This window comes from Novipirellula methanifontis (assembly GCF_052161655.1).
Lineage (GTDB): Bacteria > Planctomycetota > Planctomycetia > Pirellulales > Pirellulaceae > Novipirellula.
Genome location: NZ_CP197418.1, coordinates 9,060,814 through 9,083,947, shown reverse-complemented (window position 1 = coordinate 9,083,947; position 23,134 = coordinate 9,060,814). Strand labels below are relative to the sequence as shown.

16 protein-coding genes are annotated in these 23,134 nt (G+C 53.8%); 9 read left to right on the top strand and 7 right to left on the bottom strand.

Annotated features, from left to right (window positions below):
• The first annotated feature begins 459 nt into the window (after positions 1-459).
• Complete coding sequence (locus SH528x_RS32320) at positions 460-1,455, top strand: hypothetical protein (protein WP_442507535.1); 996 nt, start codon at positions 460-462, stop codon at positions 1,453-1,455.
• Positions 1,456-1,487: 32 nt separating this feature from the next.
• Here the strand turns inward: SH528x_RS32320 and SH528x_RS32315 are convergent, their stop codons facing one another.
• The 4 genes from SH528x_RS32315 to SH528x_RS32300 all read right to left on the bottom strand — a co-directional run bounded on the left by SH528x_RS32315 (position 1,488) and on the right by SH528x_RS32300 (position 5,770).
• Positions 1,488-1,940: a hypothetical protein gene (locus SH528x_RS32315; protein ID WP_442507534.1), complete on the bottom strand. Its 453-nt coding sequence runs from the start codon at positions 1,938-1,940 to the stop codon at positions 1,488-1,490.
• A gap of 87 nt (positions 1,941-2,027) precedes the next feature.
• Positions 2,028-4,646: a tetratricopeptide repeat protein gene (locus SH528x_RS32310; RefSeq protein ID WP_442507533.1), complete on the bottom strand. Its 2,619-nt coding sequence runs from the start codon at positions 4,644-4,646 to the stop codon at positions 2,028-2,030.
• Between the two features lie 142 nt (positions 4,647-4,788).
• On the bottom strand, positions 4,789-5,568 hold the full coding sequence (locus tag SH528x_RS32305) for a 2-phosphosulfolactate phosphatase (protein WP_442507532.1): 780 nt from the start codon (positions 5,566-5,568) through the stop codon (positions 4,789-4,791).
• A gap of 10 nt (positions 5,569-5,578) precedes the next feature.
• Positions 5,579-5,770: a CPXCG motif-containing cysteine-rich protein gene (locus SH528x_RS32300; RefSeq protein ID WP_442507531.1), complete on the bottom strand. Its 192-nt coding sequence runs from the start codon at positions 5,768-5,770 to the stop codon at positions 5,579-5,581.
• 127 nt (positions 5,771-5,897) lie between these two features.
• On the opposite strand from SH528x_RS32300, the gene SH528x_RS32295 reads away from it, so the two are divergent.
• The 6 genes from SH528x_RS32295 to SH528x_RS32270 all read left to right on the top strand — a co-directional run bounded on the left by SH528x_RS32295 (position 5,898) and on the right by SH528x_RS32270 (position 17,062).
• Complete coding sequence (locus SH528x_RS32295; protein WP_442507530.1) at positions 5,898-8,951, top strand: RecQ family ATP-dependent DNA helicase; 3,054 nt, start codon at positions 5,898-5,900, stop codon at positions 8,949-8,951.
• Between the two features lie 440 nt (positions 8,952-9,391).
• The gene (gene ftsH, locus SH528x_RS32290) at positions 9,392-11,446 is read left to right on the top strand and encodes an ATP-dependent zinc metalloprotease FtsH (RefSeq protein WP_442507529.1); all 2,055 of its coding nucleotides are present in this window, start codon (positions 9,392-9,394) and stop codon (positions 11,444-11,446) included.
• 14 nt (positions 11,447-11,460) lie between these two features.
• Positions 11,461-12,609 (top strand): ribosome small subunit-dependent GTPase A, encoded by a 1,149-nt coding sequence (gene rsgA / locus SH528x_RS32285; RefSeq protein WP_442507528.1) that lies wholly within the window; start codon positions 11,461-11,463, stop codon positions 12,607-12,609.
• A 179-nt stretch (positions 12,610-12,788) separates the two neighbouring features.
• Entirely contained in the window at positions 12,789-15,713 is a 2,925-nt protein-coding gene (locus SH528x_RS32280; protein WP_442507527.1) for a serine/threonine protein kinase, read from the top strand.
• A gap of 120 nt (positions 15,714-15,833) precedes the next feature.
• Entirely contained in the window at positions 15,834-16,226 is a 393-nt protein-coding gene (locus SH528x_RS32275) for a hypothetical protein (protein ID WP_442507526.1), read from the top strand.
• Between the two features lie 122 nt (positions 16,227-16,348).
• Entirely contained in the window at positions 16,349-17,062 is a 714-nt protein-coding gene (locus tag SH528x_RS32270) for a 3-keto-disaccharide hydrolase (protein WP_442507525.1), read from the top strand.
• On the opposite strand, the gene SH528x_RS32265 is transcribed toward SH528x_RS32270, so the two are convergent.
• Together SH528x_RS32265 and SH528x_RS32260 are read right to left on the bottom strand one after the other, a co-directional pair.
• Positions 17,057-18,088, bottom strand: a complete 1,032-nt coding sequence (locus SH528x_RS32265) for a DUF1559 family PulG-like putative transporter (RefSeq protein WP_442507524.1) — start codon at positions 18,086-18,088, stop codon at positions 17,057-17,059. The genes SH528x_RS32270 and SH528x_RS32265 overlap by 6 nt on opposite strands.
• Before the next feature lie 271 nt (positions 18,089-18,359).
• Positions 18,360-19,610 carry a HEAT repeat domain-containing protein gene (locus tag SH528x_RS32260; protein ID WP_442507523.1) on the bottom strand — a complete coding sequence of 417 codons (1,251 nt, stop codon included), beginning with the start codon at positions 19,608-19,610 and terminating at the stop codon, positions 18,360-18,362.
• A gap of 378 nt (positions 19,611-19,988) precedes the next feature.
• Here SH528x_RS32260 and SH528x_RS32255 point away from each other — a divergent pair, with 378 nt between their 5' ends.
• Entirely contained in the window at positions 19,989-20,831 is an 843-nt protein-coding gene (locus SH528x_RS32255; protein ID WP_442507522.1) for a phosphoadenylyl-sulfate reductase, read from the top strand.
• A 15-nt stretch (positions 20,832-20,846) separates the two neighbouring features.
• Entirely contained in the window at positions 20,847-21,272 is a 426-nt protein-coding gene (locus SH528x_RS32250) for an Rrf2 family transcriptional regulator (RefSeq protein WP_442507521.1), read from the top strand.
• A 38-nt stretch (positions 21,273-21,310) separates the two neighbouring features.
• Here the strand turns inward: SH528x_RS32250 and SH528x_RS32245 are convergent, their stop codons facing one another.
• The gene (locus SH528x_RS32245; RefSeq protein ID WP_442507520.1) at positions 21,311-23,083 is read right to left on the bottom strand and encodes a flagellar basal body P-ring protein FlgI; all 1,773 of its coding nucleotides are present in this window, start codon (positions 23,081-23,083) and stop codon (positions 21,311-21,313) included.
• Positions 23,084-23,134 lie beyond the last annotated feature (51 nt).

The following is a 23,134-nucleotide window of genomic DNA, read 5'->3' as shown; positions in this document are numbered from 1 at the left end:
TTAGTGGTCAAAGGAACACGCATCATTTGTCGAGTTTTGGGGAGCTCCGTTTTGTGTTTTTTAACCTGAAAACGGAGTGTTTATGTCACGCTGCGTCGCAGTAAGGATGCACTGGGGGGCAGCCAGAGTTTGTGGCGTTAGGGTATTGCGACCAAAGAAAGACAGCTTTGGTTTTTCATAATTGCAATGGATGGTTAAATTGTCTACAATCCCCCCAATCGGGTCCGGTGGACGCGATGTTTCCGTAGCCCGGTTAACGGGTCTTTTCGATTGCGGATCCTAAACTCATCAATCAAGCAACTCTGCACGTGAGACATGGGGACGTCGCTTCAATGAAGCGATTTCTGAAGGTTTTACTTCCTACGTCCCAATCAGCAGTGTTCATCCGAACGCAGAGTCCGTGTTGATTTCAGGTTAACTGGATGCGACAGGCGAGTTGCGAATAGGAGTCAGAACTTTATGCGAAAAAGCAAGAGTCAGCCTTGGACGTTGGGGCGCGTTCCACATGGTTTCTGGGATCTTTGCGAAAACCGACTCGCCTACATGAGTTGGCTCGGAGAGCAACTCGGATATACGAAACCCGATGACTGGTATGGGATCCAGCAGAAGCACTTTAAGCAGAATTATGGCGGAGGGTTGTTGGCGTCTCACTACAGTGACTCGCCCCAGAATGCGGTGCGAGAATTTATGCCGCGACGGACTTGGCACTCATGGTTGTTTTCGCGAGCGACGAATGGGTATTGGCAGAAAGCCGAGAATCGCCGTGCGTTCATGCTTTGGCTTGAGAAAAAATTGGGGATTCACGGCAAAGAAGACTGGTACGGAGTGACTAAGAACGACTTCACCCGTCATGGTGGCTTGGGGTTGCTGAACAATTACTACGGGTGCAGCGTCGCGACGGCCTTAGAAGAATTCAAGCCGCTGATGCAACTGGAGGAATGGAGATTCGAAACCGTACCTCAAGGGTTCTGGTGCTCTGCTGAGAACCGTCATCGTTACATGGATTGGCTTGCGTTCAAACTCAAAATCCGTACGCCTGAATTATGGTATGGCGTTACTGTTCAAGACATTCGGGACAATTACGGCGTCACGCCGCTGACCATGTGTGGTGGATCGATCTACCGAATGGTGCTTGAGTATTTGCCGCATTTCCATTGGAAGCCGTGGCTGTTTCATTACACACCCAGCGGATTTTGGGAGGATGCCGAGAATCGAAAAGAGTACCTTCACTGGTTAGGCAAAGAGTTGTTTTATAAGTCCCCTAAAGACTGGTACCAAATTAGGGAAGTTCACTTTCTGCGGTCCGGCGGCAGTTGGTTGTTTGCCAAGTATTATGGCTACTCGCCGTTGCGTGCGGCGCAGGAAAGGTACCCCAATTTCAAGTGGAACCCGGATCGATTTCGCGATCACGGCAGCAAGAAACCACGCAGTCCAGAGACGACCTGCGTTGCCTGAGCATTGCTGTCAGTTTCTCGATTCGTTGCCGGTTACTGACTTGATAGGTCGAGGGATCCGCCGCAGGTGGCCTCAGCTTGAGTTGATTTTGCGTAGCTGAGATTCGCTTGTTTGGCTCCGTCACTGCGACGGATTTGATCTTCGATGGCGCTGCGGTTTTTTGTCAGCTGTTGTTCACATTCGCTTTCAATCTGCATCAGATCAAGCAACATCGTTTCGGTTTGCTCGTGCTGAACGCGGCACTCGCCCCGCATTTCGCTCGACGCCCATCGTCGTGTTTCGGGGTCGTCGCCAATTGCCGTATGCAGTCGTTTGGATAGTTCGCCTAAAGTGCTAAGCGGTTGTTGTTTCTGCGACAGCAGTTGCATCAACTCGTTCATGCGTCCTGATTGCACAGCGTCCAATTGAGCACGTCCGAGTTCGACCAGTTCGACGACTGCCGCGTGCCGCTGTTGGACCAAGATTGCAAGTTCGTCACCGTTCATGTCGTTAGAGCTCCGTGTTCGTTGTGATTGTTTGAGGCAAACAAGGCGTTTGTCATGTGGCATGCCGAATGGCTCATAGCAGGTTGCTTAAACGCCGCCGCCAGGGTCTCGCATTCCCGCGGTCATCCAGGCAATCATTTTTTCCCATCCCGCGCGGTCGTATCGGGTCGTGCGTTGGAATTCGTTGTCCAGTGTGGGGGGGATTTGTTGCAGCACCACGCTGGCTTGCCGGATCAACAGGTCAGCTTCACGCGAGCGGCCGAGTTTGCGGACGCAGCGTGCTTGGCCGAGGATGGCTTCCAAGGCGGGCGGGCGATTCATGTAACGCAGCGAGATTGTGCGGTAGGCGGTTGCAGCATCTTCGAACCGTCCCATTTCCTTGAGTGCATCGGCTTCCGCCATCATCGAGTTTCGCAGCAGTGCTTTTGCGTCGTTCGTCAGATCTTGTTCTTCTTCACGCCGCAAAATGCGTTCTTTTAGTTCAGCAAAGCCAGTCAGTGCCGCATTCAATTCCGCCTCGACTTTGGTTCGCATGGCTCGACGCGCGGCATCGAGGATGTCCGTCGATTGTGCTTCCAATCGAGGCCACTGGGCTGCCAATACGTGCGAACGTGCGGCCAGATAGGCTGCGGCGTCTGCGCGAGGTGAGGGCTGGTAACGCAAAACCGCTTCGTCAAGTCGACGGATCGCCGCGTCGAGAATCGGTTGGTTCTGCTGCAGCAACTTTGCACGCTCCGGCGGATCTGCGTGTTCAGCGATCAGGTGATTCTCATAACTTTTCTGATAAAGGATCTCGGCGAGCGTGAACAGCGAATCTCGCCAAGCAGGACTCTGCGGTGTCAACTCGCCGTCCTGAAGGTTGTCGATCAAGTACGCGCGTGCCGTTTCGATTTCGCCTGTTTCTGAATACGCTTTTGCCATCAACAGTCGTGAATCGTAGCGAAGTGGATCGCGCGGAAATTCGGCGATCACTGTTTCCAATGCCTCGATTGCACCAGTGGGGTTGTTTTCTGCCAACAAAGCACGTCCCATCGCGACCAATCCGCGTGGCTGACGTTGGCGTTCTTCGTAACGAAGGTAGGGACGTAGCAGGCGAATGCTCCGCTCAAAATGGCGGCCTTGTTGGTAGGAATCGATCGCCGCCCACTGAGTCTTGATGTAGCGTGGGGTATCAAAGTCAAGCTTCGCTGCTTCTGCAAACGCGTCACCGGCTTGGCGATAGCGTCGTCGAGAGAGCGAAGCAATCCCGGGAGCGATTTCTCCGTTCATTAAAACGCCACCGCGTAGTGTGTTTTCAGCCCATTCGCGAAACGTAATGCCTTCTTGCATGAGCGCGGCGGAACGAGTGAAGATGGGCGGCAGACTGCGAGCCACGTCAATCGTTTCTTGGTAGGCGGATTGATCACGCAGTTTTTCCAGCGCGGCAATCAGGCGTCGACGAAACTCGACAAGCGAAACCATGCTGGGATCAAACCCTCGCAAATCACCCATTTCACGCATCATGTAACGAATCGTCTGCAGCAGTTCTAAACCCATGCCTAAGGCCGCGAGTTGCTCGATCTCTTCTAAACCGCTGATGATTGCGGCACCACCAAAAGGACGCTGTTGTCGTGTCGCAGTCCACTGAGATAGTGCTTGGTCCGGCATTCCTTGGCATAGGTAAGCTCGTCCCGACCAAATCCGTGCCTCCGCCGCGATCTGCGGCGAGGCTTCGCGTTGCAGGTCCATTAAATTCATCATCGTTGATGATAATTCTGCAATCACCTCCTCACGTTCGTCCGTAGGGTTGACCGGTTGTTTGCCGTGTCTGGCGATCGCCTTGCTAATTTGGACGATTCCTTTCGACAACTTAAAACGATGTAGGTAATCGATATAAGCAGCTTGCTTGGTCACGTCCGCGGATGCAATCGATTGTCTTCCGACTTCGATAGCCGCCTCGGCCTCGGGGTAACGAGCCAATCGCGTCAGTGCGTCGATGCGGATTAAGTTCGCTTCGAAACGCTGTTCAGGCCGGAGCGTTTTGTCATTGAGGATTTCGTCGATTGTCGCTAACGCGATCTCGGGCTTAGGATCGATGGATCGAAGATGAGTATCGGCCAATAGCGGCAATAGCTCGCGACGTAACGTCGGGTCTAATTTGACCAGTTGCTCAAAAAGAACCGCTGCGCGTTCGAATTCGCCTAGTTGAAAATAGGATTCGGCGAGCAGCCGTTTGCCTTCGACTTCGCGTCCGAGCGGCAATCCTTCCTCGACAGCCCTTTTGAAATCGGGGATGGCGGCAATCAAGATTTCGCGTCGCTCGCGAATGTCATCCAGATCGCGGGCGCGGATGACTTCCCCTGCACTAATCAGGAACTGACGCAGTTTTCGCCAATCGGCAAGTTTGTCGGTGGGCTTGCTTTCATCGCCTTCCTGTTCGTCCGCCGCGGCTGTTTCGCTTGCTTCGTCGGCTGGCGATGGTTCGCCAAGATCCACGGATTTGGCAAGCTTGCTGGCGATAATCGGATTGCCAGCAATGTATTCGCGTGAGGCGACTTTTAAAGTTTCGATTTCGTCTAGAGGACCGTTACCAAACCAAACCGAAAAAACGACGCCGAAGCCGAGAATAGCAACCGCAGCTGCAACCCCCATCAGCGCGGTGGTGATCTTATCGCGAGTCACCACGGGAGCGCTGGTTACAGTTTGATCCGCCTTTTTGTCAGCCACCTTGGACTCAGGACCGTGTGTTGGATTAGGACGTGGGAGGAAACGCTATTTCACCGATGATTGGGAATTAGCAGAACAGCGGCGGTGCGGTCAAGTTGTTCTAGCCGAGATCGACCCCCGTGCTCCCAGTGTCCTGTGCTCTCTAACAACCAAAAATGCTCGCTTCGGCGCGGGTCGCGATGCGGCGAGACACTACCGAAATCGAATCCACTTGAGCACATCGCAGCAAATCGGCCTCGTATCCGGCTCGGATCAGATTTTGACCGCCGTGCGATTCCGACAAACATGCTGCCAATGCAGTGGGGTCAGGCGTTGTGCCCTCTTTTTCGCCCGTTTGTGGGCCGAACCGAGCGCGCCATAGCTGGCATGCGATCCGTGATTCGTCATTAAGTTCCAACGAAGGGAGTTCATGGTGATCGGACCGAGATTGAAAATCGCTGACCAAGGCACCGGCAAACAAAACGTCCTCCATACTCACACAACCATCGGTGCCTGCGCAGACGAGGGCAATGCTAGCACGGGGATCGAGATAATCGGCGACTGCCCGCTGATTTAAGAAGCTGCCCAAAATAACTTCTTTTGCTAGCGAAGCTGCTTGGATGGCTTTGGTGCCATTGGTGGTGGTCACGACGAGATGGCGTCCGTTGACTTTGCTTGCCGAATATTCGGCTGGCGAATTACCGCAATCAAAGCCACGAATCGGAACACATGCTCGTTCCCCACACAGCAGTGGTCGAGGAGTCGTGGCATTTGCCAATTCGCGAGCCGTCTGGACGTCGCAGATTGTTGCGATTTCGGTGGCACCATTGGCACACGCCACAGTCATGACTGTGGTGGCGCGAAGAATGTCGATCACGACGGCGGTGTCGGTCGTTTCGTCGATGGAGTTCAAACTGGGAAGAAACGAGGTCCACAATCGCATCAATAAATTCCTAAAAATGGTCTTGTTCTGGTTCCGCCCAAACCCTGGCTTCGTCATCGAGCCAATCAACGTGAATCACATTCGGGTTGCAGCAAACCGGGCAATCTTCGACATATTCCTGACGTGTCCCCGACGAGGGATCCAACGGAATCACGATTTCTTCGCCACAAGAATCGCAAACGTAAGTCGCTTCGGTATCCATTTTGACAATTCCTCGCCGGTAAAAAACGTGAACGGGTGCAAACGAGTTTGGGCGTTCTCGATGAAGTGCCGATGCTACCCTATAATCAACGCGACCATGAGTATCCCCCGTTCTTTTTCTAAGTACTATGCCCGGACCCGCAATCTCACGATCCGTTTCGTCCGGTAAAACCCAGTCGGGTAAACCCATTGATCCTGGTGTGTTGCTTGCTCGCTTTGGATTGACCCAATTTCGTGCGGGCCAACGTGACGTCGTGGACGCGATCGCCGACGGGCACGACGTGCTGTGCGTAATGCCGACCGGTGGTGGTAAAAGTTTGTGTTATCAATTGCCAAGCTTAGGCCGGGCTGGAACCACGATCGTTGTGTCACCGCTAATCGCGCTGATGAAAGACCAGGTCGACACGCTTCAATCGCTCAACATCAAAGCGAAATTGCTTAACAGCACGCTTAGTATGTCCGAGCAGGCCGATGTGATGCAGCAGATGTCACGCGGTGAATTGGATTTGGTCTATGTGGCTCCGGAGCGACTTCGCAATACGCGATTTCTCGAAGCCGTCTCGACCGCCAAGGTCAGTTTGTTAGCGGTCGACGAAGCCCACTGTGTGAGTGAATGGGGGCACGATTTTCGTCCCGATTATTCGCGTTTGGGACGGTTTCGCGATCGCTATCTCGCGAATGTGCAAACGATTGCATTGACCGCGACCGCCACCCCGGCGGTGCGACAAGACATTGTCGATTTGTTGCGGCTACGCGAACCGAAAACCTTTGTCACCGGTTTTGCAAGAACCAATTTGCGATTCAGTGTGTTGCATTCCAAGGGGGACCGTGAAAAAGACGAACAGCTTGTTAACTACGTCAACCAATGTGAAGGCACTGGGATCATCTACGCGGCGACGCGAAAACGGTGCGAGGAGATTGCAAGCTGGTTGCCCGAGAAAACACGACGTCCCATTGGGGCCTATCATGCGGGCTTGGAACCGATGCAGCGGCAGCGCGTCCAAGACGACTTTATGTCGGGGAAACTTTCCGCGATTGTGGCGACCAATGCGTTTGGAATGGGGATCGATAAGTCCGACATCCGTTACGTCATCCATTACAACATGCCCGGCACGCTGGAGGCGTATTACCAAGAAGCGGGTCGCGCCGGGCGGGACGCAAAAGACAGCGATTGTTTGATGTTGTTTTCATACAACGATCGCTATATCCAAGAATTTTTTATTGAAAATCGCTACCCTTCGCGTGAAACGGTTTCGAAGGTTTACGAGTTTTTGTTGTCCCGCGAAGAGGACCCGATCGAGTTAACGCTTGAACAAGTTCGTGCGGCAATTGACGTCAAAGACGGCAGCGAAGCGATTGGCACCTCGCAGACGTTGCTGGCCAAGGCGGGAGTGCTCAAACGTCTCGATAGTGCGGCAAATAACGCGATAGTTCGCATCGACAGCAATGCGCCGACGATGTTGGATTTCCTGCCGCGAGAAGCCAAAATCCGCCGACGGGTGATGCTGGCGGTCGAAAAAGTGATCGGCAAACAGCGTGGCGAAGACGTCTATGTGACCGTCAAGCGATTGATCGAATTGGCCAATGTGGATCGTGACCAACTTTCCCGCACGCTTCGCGAGTTGCGACGTTTGAAGGGTTTTGATTACGTACCGCCATTCCGCGGCCGCGCCGTTCATCTCGTTGAACATGATATTCCCTTCGACGCACTCGAAATCGACTTCGAAGAACTTGAACGACGCCGACAAGCCGAGCATGCAAAACTAGATGCCGTGATCGGATTTGCTCGTAGCAGTGGTTGTCGTCAACGAGTGATTTTGGATTACTTTGGCGATCCGGAAAGCAAAGATTGTGGCAATTGTGACCGCTGCAATCCCGAGGGACGTCGTGCGAGTGAAGCGGTCGATCCGGCTGAAGTTGCCAAAGCATTTGCGGGAGTCGACCGCGATGGATTCGTACGAGGCGTACGCGTCGTACTGAGCGGTGTGTTTCGCATGCATGCTCGCTTCGGCAAAAATCTTGTGGCACAAATGTTATGTGGTTCGAAAAACAAGAAGTTGCAACAGTGGAAGCTGCATCGACTGAGCACCTACGGTTTGCTGTCGCTGTTAAAACAGTCCGAAGTCGTGGCAGTCATGGACGCCTTGATCGCGCGTGGGTTACTCGTCCAACGCGAAGTGGACGACCGCAGACCGACGGTGGATCTGAGTGATTACGGCAGTTTGGTGATGCATGCCAAAGAGCCCATTAACGACACATTGGGGATGAAGTTCCCCTTGGTCAAACGATTGGCGGCAGCGGCCAAGAATCTCGAAGCCGCAGATGTGCATGAAAAATCGAGCCCAACTCTCGACGAATCCGAAACGAGCGAGGATGCGGTACCGCCATCGGCATCGGACGAATTGAAATCCGAGTTGAAGGACCGACTGAAACGCTGGCGTCAAAAAAACTCCGCCGCGCTTGCAATTCCGGCATACCGTATTCTGAGCAATGCAACGATCGACCGCATTCTTGATGCAATTCCACAGACCACCAGCGAGCTGGAGCAAATTTCGGGGGTCGGTCCCGCCACGATTGAACAGTTTGGCTACGACATTATCGAGTTGATTATTTCGGTTGTCGCAGAGCATTCGAGTCCCGATGAAATCGAAAACGAGGCTGTCGTTGTCGAATATGACAACGTTGATAAATCTGACAGTGACGAGTCCGATAGTGTCGAAGAATCTCTCGCGTACGATGCTTCGCATTCCCAAACCGAGCTTTTCGAACCCGAAGAGACGGAACAGACGGAATCCGTGGCGGTCAGTGACGAGTCGGACGGCCGGGCCGTCGATCCCCCACCTTCGGTTGATCCTAAACGCGATGACGAATCGGAACGCGTTGACGCAAAAAGTGCCAATGATCGCGAGGTTCCGCGAGATCGCGTCGCTCCTGTGATTCTAGAGCTTGATTCAGTCGGGCCACTTGACCCTCAAACTACGCAAACCGACCCGACTCAGGATGAAGCGTCGGATGCTTATTGGACATGGCGACTGTTCCGCGATGGCTACACGGTGTCTCAAGTGGCGTTAATTCGTCACTGTCCCGCATCGACTTTGGTTCGTCAGCTGGAAATTGCTTCGGCGGTTGGTCATCCGATTGATCGCAGTTGGCTGGAAGCCGCACGTGCGCTGAAATCTTAGCGATGCTGAAATCGTCATCGGCAGATGTTTCGAACACCCCCCGCGACAACGATGAGGGCAATTCATGCCGTCAACGCCTACTTTCCGGGCATCCACGATGAAATTGGAAACTGACGTGGGAAGAATGCTTTGCATTTAGGTCGGTTAGTCATCTAGCGTCACAGTCGATACAATCGGGCCGGTTGACCCACGACACGAGGAACCTTGGTCCAAGAAACAGTTGCTGACTTGGCTTCTTGACCCAGCATTTACAGTGAATGGATATGCCGAGTTCCCGAAATCGGCATACAACGTGCAACGCGTTGGAAACAACGTCGCGGGTGTGACAATTTAGACAACAAAAAACGCTCGTTTGAGCAGCCTTGGCGTGATCGCCAAAGCGCTGCTGTGGTGGGCGAGCAAGAAATAAACCTCCGGGTTAAGGCTGACAAAGGAAACCGATGGATAAAAGGTCCGACGAAAAAGATTCGGAAAAGGGTGGCAGTGGCGCGAACAAGCGTGGCAATAACACGTTTCTGATCGCGTTGGTGGTCGCTGGATTGATCGCCATGCTGTTCATGAACCGTGGTGCGAACATTGCAGAGGTCTCAACCAGCTTCTTCCTGGATCAACTCGCAAAAAACAACGTCGAGGCGGTTCAGATCTCCGATCAACGGGTTTTCGGCACATTCAAGGTTCGTCCCGAAGCGCCTCCGGTGATGGAAGACGGCAAGCTGAAGCCGCAGGTCGATGACGAAGGTAAACCGGTCAAATTGGCCAAGGAATTTGTATTCCGTCAATCGTCCGATGCGGGGTCAACGGTTCGTTTGGAAGAGCGATTAGAAGCGGCCGACGTCGATTATCGAATTCTGGCACCTGATAATTCCCAGCAAATCATCAGCATCATCGCGTTTATCATTCTGCCGCTGGGGATCGTGTTCTTTCTGTTCATGATGCTCCGCCGCACGCGAAGTGACATGATGGGCGGCGGATTTTTGTCGGGATTCAGCAAAAGCCCCGCAAAATTATTCGAAGCTTCCGACAAAATGATCACCTTCAACGAGGTGGCGGGACTCGAGGGCGTGAAGGCGGATCTGCAGGAGATCGTCGAATATCTGAAAACGCCTGAGAAATTTCAGCGACTTGGCGGGTTTGTCCCCAAGGGAGTGCTGCTAAACGGACCTCCGGGAACGGGCAAAACCTTGTTAGCACGTGCCGTGGCAGGAGAAGCGGGAGTACCGTTCTTTTCGGTCAACGGTAGCGAATTCATCCAAATGTTCGTTGGTGTCGGTGCTAGTCGCGTGCGCGATTTGTTTCGCACCGCGAAAGAGAACAGTCCGGCAATCATTTTCATCGACGAAATTGACGCCGTCGGGCGACAACGTGGCGCCGGCGTGGGTGGCGGTCACGATGAACGTGAGCAGACGTTGAACCAAATTCTCGGTGAAATGGACGGCTTTACGCAAAGCCAAACGGTGATTGTGATCGCCGCGACCAACCGTCCCGATGTCTTGGATCCCGCATTGCTGCGTCCCGGACGTTTTGACCGTCACGTCACCGTGGGACGTCCCACGATGAAGGGACGCGAGGAAATTTTCAAAGTGCACGTTCGCGATGTGCCTCTCGGAGACGATGTCGACTTAAAGCGGTTGGCCGCAGGAACGGTTGGATTGACCGGAGCCGATATTCGAAACATGGTCAACGAAGCGGCGCTATGGGCCGCTCGGAATGACAAGAAACTTGTCGAAATGAATGACTTTGATTACGCCCGCGATAAAATCCTAATGGGTGCGAAGCGTGAAGAGGTCTTGCAAGACAGCGAGAAGGAAAAGACGGCGTACCACGAAGCCGGTCACACGCTGACCGCATGGCATCTCGATGGAGCCCATGTCGTTCACAAGGTCACGATCATCCCGCGTGGTCGCGCCCTCGGCGTGACTCAGTATGTCCCGAGCGAAGATCGCTTGAGCATCAGCAAGCGAGAGCTCGATCACCAATTGATCGTGTTGTTGGGCGGTCGTGCGGCTGAAAAGATCGTCTACAACGAAACCTGTGTCGGTGCCGAAAACGATCTCGAGCGTGCGACTAGTATTGCTCGGCGAATGGTCACCCACTGGGGCATGAGTCCCAAGATTGGGCCGGTCAGTTACAAGACAAGTGATGAAGATCCGTTCCTGGGACGTGAAATTCACCAAACACGCCAATTCAGCGAGCATACGCAAGAATTGGTTGACGAAGAAGTCGCACGCATTCTGCTCGAAGCCGATCAGAAAGCGGAGCAGCTGCTGCGGGAACACCGTGGTGAACTCGAAACGATCACGCGAGCACTCCTGGAGCACGAAGAGCTTGGCGAAGCGGAATTGACTGATCTGATCGGTTTGTCGATTCAAGTTCGCAATCGCAAGAAAGGCGATCCGCCTGCGGTCGAGCAAACGCTAGCTCCGGAAAGTGGTGCGGACCACAGCCCTGGTACGGCGGTGGGTGGCCACTCCAACACGGCTCCGCAAGAAAGTTAGCGGATGGCGTCTTAATGGCCAAAAAGAAACGTGGGAAACAACGCACTGACTTTCGCAAGAAATATCAGGGGCGCGTTAGGCAAGGCGACGTGACACGCACGTTCCGGCATGGCGATGTTGAAAAGCTTGCCGACGAGGTTCATGGCGAACGCGTGAGTGGCAAAGGCGAGCTGACACGAAAGCGAACCGTTAACAATCCCACGATTGAACAAGATGAGCACGGCGTCACCTCGTCGCCGGACCAATCGCTGATCAAGGGACGCGTGATCAGCGTTCACGGATTGCGGAGCAAAGTGCTCGGCGAAGACGGTGTGTTCTATGAATGTGCGATCCGCCAAGTACTCAAGTCACTCAGTATCGAACAACGCGGCGTGATCGTTGCTGGCGATGGTGTGTTCTTTCGTGCCGAGTCACCTTCGGATGGCATGATCGAAAGCATCGATCCCCGCAGCGGCGTGATCAGCCGAACTAGCCGTGGACGACAACATGTGATCGCCGCCAACGTCGACTATTTGCTGATCATTACCAGCGCGGCACAGCCAGGATTGAAGCCGGCGCTGATCGATCGATTTTTGTTGACCGCCGAGCACTGTGGCGTCGAGCCGGTGATTGTGATCAACAAGTTGGATTTGATCGATCCCGTTCCATTGCAACCGATGATCGGTGTGTTTGCCTCGATGGGCTATCGCGTGCTCATCACGTCAGCCGAAGATGGCACAAATGTCGCGTTCTTGAAGGCATTGTTGACTGGTAAACAGACGGCGCTCGCGGGTCAGAGTGGGGTCGGAAAAAGCAGTCTGCTCAACGCTATCGAGCCGGGACTCGGATTGGCGGTCTCGGCCGTCAGCCAGGATAACGAAAAAGGACGTCACACCACGACGGCGACAACATTGATACCACTCGAAGGGGGTGGGGCTGTGTTTGATACTCCTGGAATTCGTCAATTCCAGCTGTGGGACATCGGTTCGAGCGAGGTTTCGGCGCTAATGCCCGATCTGAGGCCCTACGTGAGCGCGTGCCGCTATCCCAATTGCTTGCATCTAAGCGAGGATGGATGTGCTGTTAAAGACGCTGTGGCCGATTCTCGCATCGATGCTCGGCGATACGATTCGTACTGTCATCTGATCGAGGAATTACTAACCGAAGAAGCAACGTTTCGTTGACCGAATTAGGAGGTCTGACTAGACTAGGTAGCATTGCGAAAGCACACGAAAACACGCAAATGTCATCGAGTCGAGTTGAGGGAATCAGCACAATCGAAGACACCTTATCTATTCATTTATGCGTTGCATCAACGGTCGCTTGATGTTCTTGGACGCATCCGCGTTGGTGATTTTTTTCTATGGCTGACGAATCAATACGAACGGATGCATCAACGATTCGTCGTGGCAATGATGATGAGTCGAGTTCCGCGGACGCTCCGCCTGAATCGAGTTTGATCAAGTCTGCGGAAATTCAGGAGATCGCGGAAGCCAGAACCGTGATCCGCGGATCGTCACGGGCGCATGCGGATGAATCGGGTTGGAATAAGCTCGATCGAACTCCTGCCTCGGTGGCCAACGTCTTGCTTGGAAAGCGGTTGAACCACTTTTTGCTGGAAGACTTTATTGGCGGCGGCGGGATGGGGGCAGTGTTTCGTGCCCATGATGAGCAGTTGGATCGGACCGTCGCGATCAAGGTGATTCCATTTGTAGGGGATGACCCCGATCTAAAGCGTCGATTTCGTAACGAAGCGCAAAGTGCAGCAAAGCTTGATCATCCGCGAATCGCCAAAGTCTTTGACGTTGGCACGTACGATGATTGGCACTACATCGTTTTCGAATACATCCAAGGAACGAATATTCGCGACTTGGTCCATCGCGAAGGCGTCATGTCGGCGGACCAAGCGGTCTTCTACACTTGCCAGCTTGCCGATGCAATTCAGCATGCATCGGATCGTGGCATCGTGCATCGCGATATCAAGCCATCCAATGTGTTAATTGGTGATGGGCAAACCATCAAGCTTGTGGACATGGGGTTGGCTCGTTCTGACAATTTTGAATTGAGCGAAGACATGACCGCCAGCGGCGTGACGCTGGGGACGTTCGATTACATTTCGCCTGAACAAGCCAACGATCCTCGTGATGCGGATCTGCGCAGCGATATCTATTCGCTCGGGTGCACGCTGTACTTTATGTTGACCGGTCAGCCTCCGTACCCCGGCGGTACGATGCTGCAAAAACTTCTTAACCACGGCAAGACGCCGCCGCCTGATGTGCGGCAGCTACGCAGCGAGGTCAGCAGCGATTTGTCGGCGGTCATCCAGAAAATGTTGGCAAAGCGGCCTCAGGATCGTTATCAGAACGCCACGGACTTGATTGCCGATTTGCAAGAGGTCGCTCGGCGCGAAGGATACGAGCGGGTGCAAGCGTTGGGCCCGGTGACAGTGAACAATGGTGGCCCATTGATTCAATTGATCGAGCAACATGCGCCGTGGTTGGTGGCGTTTTCTTTATTGTTGATCACAGCGGCATGGTTGTATGTTGCATCGGATTTGGCGCGGGACGATTTTTCGATTGTCGTTCCCGAGCGTAACAGTGTGGTCAGTTTGTCTGTGGAACGTTCCAGCGATGGGTTGCAAGGAAGCGGACCCTCGATCCCAGGGGCCGTGCCCAGCGAGCAAGGGCCTGCATTACGCTCTGGTTCCGACAACACGACACCGGCTTCGCAAGGTTCTGCGGCGTCCAAGACAGCGAATGGCGGACGCGATGCAAGCGTGAATGCCGTGGCGGTGGAACGTTCGCCATCGGATCCGCCCCGCATGCAAGATTTGCCGGTCCCCGAAGAGCTTGGTGGGCCTGCGGTCACTGGCGTTGCGACAACCGACACGCTCAGTCCCACAACCGTTGGTCCCGTCGCGGATCGCCCCAGCACCCCTCGTACTGCAAGCAGCGACGATACGGCTTCTGTCGCAACGATGTCGGTGCCAAAGACGGCTAATCCTCGCGCGATTCGCGTTAGTTTCACCGAATCGGGACTGGTCACCGACGAGTACGAAGCCGAAGACTACGTGTATGTTTCTTCGTTGGCAAAAGCGATCGAGTTATCGGATGAACTGGGCGTCGATCGAATTGAGATTGCAGAACCGATGATCCGCAGTGCCCCGATCAAAATTGATCGCGATGGATTGGTGATCAGTTCGAGTGTCGGTGGTAGTATCGTGGAGTTTGATTCATCCGATTTGCCGTCGCTTAGTCCTGTCGAGTTGTTTGATATTGGATCCAATCGTATCGACCTGGAAGACTTGCATCTGCTGTGGTCGGTGCCTGTTTCCTCGATGGGTGGCGGATGTTTGTTGTCATTGCAAGACAATCGTCTCGTTCGGCTGACCGATTGCAGTTTGACGATAAAAAATCCGGTGCGTCATCCCGATGTCTACGCCTTTTGCGTGACCACCCATGCAGAGGCATTTGGGTTTCAAGTGCTGCCAGGTACTCCTCTTGTGGGTGCAGCGACGTTGCCGTCCGGGAATTCACTCTCAAGCAGCAATTCATCTTCGAACCCGAACACGCTTGCCAACGCAACCACTTCGGGGCCTTTGCCGCTCGTGTCGATCGAGATGTACAACGTTTGCATTCGCGGCGAGATGTCGATGCTGCGGATGGATGTGGTGGCGGAATTACAGATGCGATGGGAGAATGGGCTGCTGGCGGTCACAGGGCGAATGATCGAAACGGCCGGTGCGGTTCGCCAGCCTCCTCCATCCGCACGCCCCATTCAATTGTTGTTGGACCAAGTGATTGCGATGGCGCCACGCGGATTGGTGCGGATGCGTTTGAACGCGATCGGTCCTCATCCTCTGCCGATAGATCGCGACGCGAGAAACTGTGTGTTCACGGTCAGCCCCGATGTCGCTGCGGTGGAAGTGTCTGGGCTAGATACGCTCGCAAACGATCCACCGCTTTTGGTCCTTCGCGGTGAAGCCAACGCCTACGACACTCAGCCCGATCTTTCGGATCCGATGTTGCGTTTAGTCGATTCCCAAGGCAACCAAGATGTCGTTCGAATGGTCGATTTGAAGAACCAGTCTCCAACGTGGGCGGAAGAACGATCCCCAAGATGGGCTGTCGATTGGGCGTCGGAAAACCTGAAAACGGTCCCCGCCAGCCGCCTGATGCCCGCCGATTTTCGTCAATATGGAGCGGTTATTAGTGGTTTTGATGAGCGATCGTTGACGATCATGAACCCTGCCGAATTAGTCGAATCGAGCGAAGAAAATCGAGATTGATTTGACTTTTGACTCGGTTTAGGACTTAATAGTGCATCGTGCGACCGAATCAACGGTCGCACATCCCACCCTTACTCCAAGTCAAAACCTACCTTTAATAACGTTCCGCGGAGAAAATGAATGAAACGATTGGCAATCTGTCTCGGTTTTTTGTGCTTGCTTATGACCCCCGCCATGGCAATCAGCGAATTCGGAAAACAATGGAAGAGTGAGTATCTTGGCGAAGATGCCGACGCGGATTTCGTTAAAATGGGTAAAAAAGCAAACTGCTATGTTTGCCACGTGAAGGGCGAAAAGAAAGAAGAAGCCCGCAACGAATACGGCAAGGCGGTTCACGAATATTTGAAGGCCGAGGATTTCCCCAAGGAATACATCAAAGACAATCCTGAAGAAGCCAAGAAGAAAATCATCGAAGGTTTCAAGAAGGCTGCTGATCACAAGAGCAAGGATGGGAAGAAGTTTGGCGATAAGATCAAAAACAAAGAACTTCCTGCAACCGATGCTGGTCTGTAGTTCGCCCTTGCGATTCTCGTTGATGAGTTGACGAGTCTTATTGAATCCCATTTCGCTTGTCGACTGTTTTAGTTGGCAAGCGTTTTTTTTTGACCACTCCCTACACAGCGATGAACTAAAGAATGAATTGGAAGATAAAACTCGTTGGTTGCATGACACTCAGCATGATGTTTGCCAACGTCGGTCGTGCAAATGACACCGCCACTGCCGTTGCAACCCCATCCGCCAATCACAGTGATGCCACGGCAGAACGTGAGGCAGGTTTCGTGTCATTGTTCGATGGCAAGACACTCGATGGATGGAAGAAAGCCGAAGAGAATCCTGATGCATGGGTAGTCGAAGACGGAAAACTTGTCTGCAAAGGCGAGCGTTGTCATCTGTTTTATGTCGGCGACCAAAGTCCGTTTAGAGACTTTCATTTTAAAGCGGAAGTGATGACCACTCCGGGAAGCAATGCAGGGATCTACTTCGCCACGAAGTACCAACCCAAAGGCTGGCCACGATATGGTTACGAGTGTCAAGTAAACGTGTCGCACCACGACCCTAAAAAAACGAGCAGTCTGTACTCGGTTGACGACGTCGCCGATCCCGGCGTGAAGGACAACGAGTGGTACACGCAAGAGATCATTGTCAAAGGTCGACACATTGAGTTGCGGGTGAACGGCAAGACACTCGTCGACTACACCGAACCCGAAGGCAAAGAATCATTCTCGGGTGATTTTGAGCGTCGTTTAAACGATGCGGGCACTTTTGCCCTGCAGGCTCATGATCCGCAAAGCGTGGTTTATTTCCGCAACTTGCGAGTCAAGAAACTCGACGCGGATGACACTCTATAGAGCACTGCTGTCGAAGACCTCTCTGTCCGCTCGCGAGCCGATCGCGTGGCGGACCTTGTCATCCAAACTATCCGTTAGAAATCTTACGGCTCCGTCACAGAATACCGTGTTGACGCCGCCAACATGGTAGCTGCCTGCTGAAATCTCGAGCTCTTGCTTGGGAGCCACGTCGAGATTCATTGGATGGTACAACGACACCAAGGCTTCTGAAAAATCCGATCCGTTCGCTTTACCTTTGCGTCGATCAAACTCGGGATGGTAGACGGCAAAGTGGCTGCAAATGTCACACTTGGGTTCGTCGATAAAGCGGGTTTCGGCGCACAGCACCGTGTTGCTCAATCCGTCCAGAATCGCGGCGAATGAAGTCGTGCCAGGCCATGGCAATGTTGGCGGAACATTGGGTGGGTCCAATGGGTGACGTTCGAATTGACCAATACGCAACACTCCGTTGCCTCGTTCCATTCCGAGAAGTGATGCGTTTGAGTAACTGTCACGCAGCACGTCGCTTCCCGAGTTTCCTAAATAGCTGCTCATCGCCCGGGCCACATCGCTGCCATCAATCGCAAGCGAGTTGTTGTCAAATAAGTACGTTGGACCTGGTTCGGTAGGGCAGCGGTACATCGGTACCAACGTGGTGGCTAGCTCGGCCAATCGTTTGCGATCTTCGAAGGTCACGGCTCCGTTACGCATCGGAGGCACCATTTCCCACAACGCATTCTGCTCGGCGAAGGGCAAAATGTCGGTGGTCCAACTATAGCCGTGCCCTCCCTTGGCTCCCCATGGCAATGACCGGTAAGCCGATTCGTAGTTGTGGCAAGCCAACCCGATTTGTTTCAAGTTGTTCTGGCACTGCATCCGCCGAGCCGCTTCGCGTGCCGCTTGGACCGCAGGCAGTAGCAACGCCACCAAGATCCCGATAATCGCGATGACTACCAGCAATTCAATCAACGTGAAGCCTTGGGATGCAATCGGTGAGGATTGTGTCCTGGGACGTTTCAGCGGTGATGAGAGGCGGAAATTTGACATTGCGAACAGGGTGCAGAGTTTCGTGCAGAGATTCTCAACGAAGGGTCTCGGGGGGCCACTCTGCTTAGTTTAACTTGAACCCCCGGTTTTGGAGCTTCGCAAAATGTTTTTCGAGATTTCAGACGGTGCGAGCTTCCAACCGGGACAACCTACTCTTTTAGAACGCGTTATTGAGCGGCGTTGTCCTCAAACGTTCCGCCTGAATCGCCCCTTTTTTAGCGAGATCGTTTTCAGGGGACCGTTCTGAAATTTAGGGGACCGGTCTGAAACGCTACAGATCACGTCTTAGGTCGCCACTACTGCGACCCAGTTTTGCCGCAAAATACTTTTGCCATGCCAATTTGTCGTAGCCAAAATCGACATCGGGCTCGATCATTTTCAGCAGTGTCAAAACGGGAGGATTCTCGAGATAACGAGTGACCACTTTGGGTTTGCCTCCCATCGCCAGCCCTCCACCACCGCTGCTGCTCGATCCCACCTGCATGCCGGGACCGGCCGGTCCTGTTTCTGTGTGCTTGGTGACCAACGCGTTGATATAGGTGTGAGCGAGTTCCGGTCTTGGGAAAAAGCTAAGCGCCCGCGCTGCCCGGATCACGTCGCCGTTATTGGGGCTTTGCAGCATGTTCACATACGTTGCCACTGCCGAACCGCTGCCGTATTGCTGCAGTTCTTCCATCGCGGCCTCGCGGATCACGTTGTCGGATTCTTGCACTCCAACGCGGACTAACGCTTCGACCGCGACCGAATTGTGGAAACGACCGAGTATCTCGACCCACAGTCGTTTTAGCCGTTGATTGTGATTCCCCTGCAACAATTGTTTGGCAATTGCCGATGCCGCCAATGGATCGTCGATGGCTTTGAGTGAGGCGATTGCTTCGTCGCCTCTGCTGCCACCACGCACTGCGACTCGAATCAACCGGTCGACCTCTTTGATCCACTTTTTTGAATCGACATTGGTCGAATCTTGGAACTCCGCAATGGCGGCAGCTTCGGGCAGCATCCACTTGCCCGCCACCGAAATCATGCCTCGTGATCGCTGCAGGTCGCTGTAGCGAATCCACTTGCCATCCTCTTTCACATAGTCCAGCGAGGCCCGGGCCTTAGTGTGTTCGGGATCAAAACGAATCGCCAATTGCATGTGAAATCGTTTGTAGGCGTCGGTGTTATCTTTAATATTTTTGGCACACCAAATCGCCAGGTTGTATTGCTTCTCAGCATTTTTACCTGCTGCGGACGCACCCTGCATGTATTCGTGCAGTTTGTCCGATGACACGACGCGTCGAACTCGACTTTGAGGGATTGCGACGCTGATTTCGTCGTCCACAGCGACGATGTCAATTTTTTTGTCTTCCAGCCGACGAACCTTCCCGCTGACGTGCCCCCCACCGGATAATTCAACCGTATCGCCACGCAGGGTCGCTGGTTCGACAAGGACGCTCAGTGCGGCCAGCGTCGCCAGGACGGGGGCCAGACGCCATGATAGGCTCGATTCTCGCTTGGTTCGCTGAATGAGTGCATGCATGGGAATTCGGGTGTCAGAGGAGGCGGATGAGAGCCTGGGGGGCCAAAATTGAGGTCGTCCGACGTGCTCCGGACGTCGGAAATTAAGTCGCCCGACGTCTCCGACATCGACAAGAACAAAAATACGGATGTCGGAGACATCCGGCGACTGACAGGCTGAATTTTCCATTCTACACGCACTTTCGCCTGCTGAGTTGGCAATTTGTGAAGGTTCCAGCGGTTAGCGAACCAGCCCCCTGCCCTCCCGACCCGGTTGGCTATCCCGAATCCGCAGAATCGTTCAATTCTGAACTCGCAAACGCCGACAATCATACTTGACTAAACAGATCATGTTTGTAGTATTTGGAAAACATGTCCTCAAAAGCTGACTGAAAATACGATGTCTGCAGCCAAAGCCCATTCGTTCGACGCCAAGTCGAGCTCGCAAATGACCCAACCCAAAGCAACCAATTCGAGTCCGTTACAGCTGTATTCGCTCGACTCGGGTGAGCCACGCGGTGCGTTGGCCGCCAATCCGCCGCTAGAGCCCACCGATGAATTATTGGCGGAGTTAAAGCGGGATAGCGATTCGTTGGAAAAAGCAACGCCTCAAGAGATCTTGAAGTGGGCGGTCGATCGGTTTGCGCCTCATTTCACGATGGCGACGGCCTTTGGCCCCGAGGGCATGACGATTATCCACATGCTTGCCGAGATCGCTCCGGAAACCCCCATCTTTAATCTCGAAACGGGTTATCAGTTCGCCGAGACGCTCGAACTGCGCGAGACCGTCAAGAAGCGATACGGGATCGAAGTTGAGTTCAAGTATCCCAAGACAACCGTGGAGGAATACGAAGCGGCCAATGGTGGTCCTGTGTACAAAACGGACCCAAATCGATGCTGCTTTGATCGCAAGCTGAGTGTCTTGCACGAAGCCGCCAAAGGTTGGCATGCCTGGGCCAGTGCGATTCGTCGTGACCAGAGCCCCGATCGCGCCAAGGCACCGATTGTTGGCTGGGACCGCAAGTTCCAATTGGCCAAAATCAGCCCTTTGGCGAATTGGACCAAGAAAGAGGTTTGGTCGCTGATCACTTCGGAAAATATTCCTTACAACACGTTACACGACCAAGGGTTTCCAAGTGTCGGTTGCGAACCTTGCACGCGGAGGGTGTTGGACGGGGAAGACGAGCGCGCCGGACGTTGGTCGGGATTTCAGAAAACCGAATGTGGTTTGCACTCGTCGTAGTCGGAGGCTTTCGTCATGGTTATTTCAGCACGTGTTCATTACGCCTGTCTCGCGATGCTCGAGCTTGCGATGCGGATCGACGATACCGCTCCGGTGGCGGTGCGCGAGATCACGGACCAACACAACATTCCGGGACCCTTTCTCGTTCAGATCTTACGGACGTTGCGAACCGCCGGATGGGTGCAAAGTGTGCGGGGCAGCCAAGGCGGATACCGGTTATCGGTTGATCCAAAACAGATCACGCTGCTTGATGTGGTCGAGGCGATGGGGTGCCAAGAAGGTCACACCTGTGTCGCCGAGCATGCAACGGAGACGGACGAGTCGTTGCAGCGAGTTTGGGACAAAGCAAGTGAAGCGTCCCGCGAAGTGCTCAGCAGTGTGCGGCTAAGCGATCTAGTCGAACAATGTCGTCACGGCGAAGCGACGATGTTTTATATCTAAGACGTTGTGCGGAAAACACGCTTGCCCGTTAACGTCAATCAGTTAGCGGCCATCTCGCTAAGGCCGCTGGATACTTCGTCTAGCGCGTCGCTCTGTGAGCCAGACTCGTTCTCGTCATCCGACTCGTCATTGTCGTCGCGGAAATAGGTTCGCATGGCTCGTGGCAATGGACTGATTGCCAATTGGTCGACTAAGTAACCCTTCTTTTTTGCCTCTCGCAGGACGGCGACGACATCGCCGTAGCCCCCACCTACCTCGGCAATGCCTTCGACGACCGAATGCAGCGAACTAGGGACGATCAATAGTCGATCATCCTCGCCGGCTCGGAAGCGACTGATGCGAATGAAACCTGGTTTCTCGGGATCATTCTTCAAAATGATGCCCGCGGGTCCCATCAAATGCGATGTGATTTGCAAGTTTTGGGGACGTCCCATCAGGACGATTTCAGGAGATTCTTGTAGCGAGACGATAACGGCAGCGGGCCCATCGGGGGCGACTTCGTACATGCGGAATGCATCGCCTACGACACGCCCGCTAAGGTGTTGACGGCCATCGGCGCGACGACGAATGCTACAAAACGCACCATAGCGAGTCTCGAGACTTTGTTCGTTCATCAATCGAGTTAAGCCTTCAACGGCCTGGCGTTGATCGAGCCCTTGTAATGCCAGTAGTGCTGGGTGACGAAACGCACTCGTTTGCACCGCCGCGGTAACAAGAGGGTCAATCGCTTCGACGCGGTCGAGATACGCGAGGGCTTCTGCAGCATAAAAGCGAAGCTCAGGATTGCTAGACTCAAGTCCTTGCAGCAATGTTGGGATCGCACTATCACCCAAACCTTCCAATTGAAGTGCCGCGTCGGACGCTGTGGAGGGTTCGGATAATCGCTTGCCAAGATCCGTCAAACGAGTCTGGGTCGCGGAGGATTCCGGAGCTACGCCCATGGCACGAACCACTGCCATCATGCGGCCGATATTGTCACGGTAGCGAGGATGGACTTCGATTTCGATGTAATCGTCTTCCATGGCCTTGGCGATTCCTCGCCGTGTTGTGCCATCAAAGAAGTAAAAGCGTCGATTGATGGCCGCGGCGATCGCCGACGCCATCTTTACGTGTTGGTATTGGGGACGCAGGATCAAGCCAATTTTGCGACTGATCTGAATACGACCTCCGCCAAGGATTCTGCCTTCTAATCGATAAGCGGCATCAGATGCGGTATCATGGTCAGCTCTTGTTAATAGCGGCCCCGTGCCGACGATCATCACGTCGCTCTGACGCACGCTGCTCTGCAGAACTTGTTGATGCCGAAGACGTGATTCAAGCATCCAACCCCCATGTAAATCGGTGGTCTCGGTTCGTGGTGGCGAGGTGATCTTAAGGTCGACCGGATCGCCACGACGAGCTCCCGGCGGTACAAACGCTCGCACTCGCACGAGCGCGGTCTCGTCAAGTTCTAGGAAATGGTTGGGGTCTTGTACTTCGTGGCGACGCATTTCGTCGAGCAATTGGTCGCGAAATACCGAGGGCACGGCGGGAGCACCGGTTCCAGGCAACCCATTGATCGCGGCGACGCCGTCGACTGCGATCGTGTTCATGCCTTGGACAATCGAAGCATCTCGGATCAAATCCGGTGGCTTGGGAACTTTCATCAGTTCTCGAAGATGAGCTTCCTTGTCGGATTCTTCGGACCCGTTACGCCAAAACGACGTGCATCCGCCCGCCGCGATGAAAACAACGCACACTGCCATCAAAACGTTGACGCGAACACGTCCGTTGACGGAATCGGTAGTGACTTTTGGCTTCCTGCCTCGCATCAGCTAACTCGGTGGCAATCGAGAAATGAACTAGATTGTTGGGTGATAGCG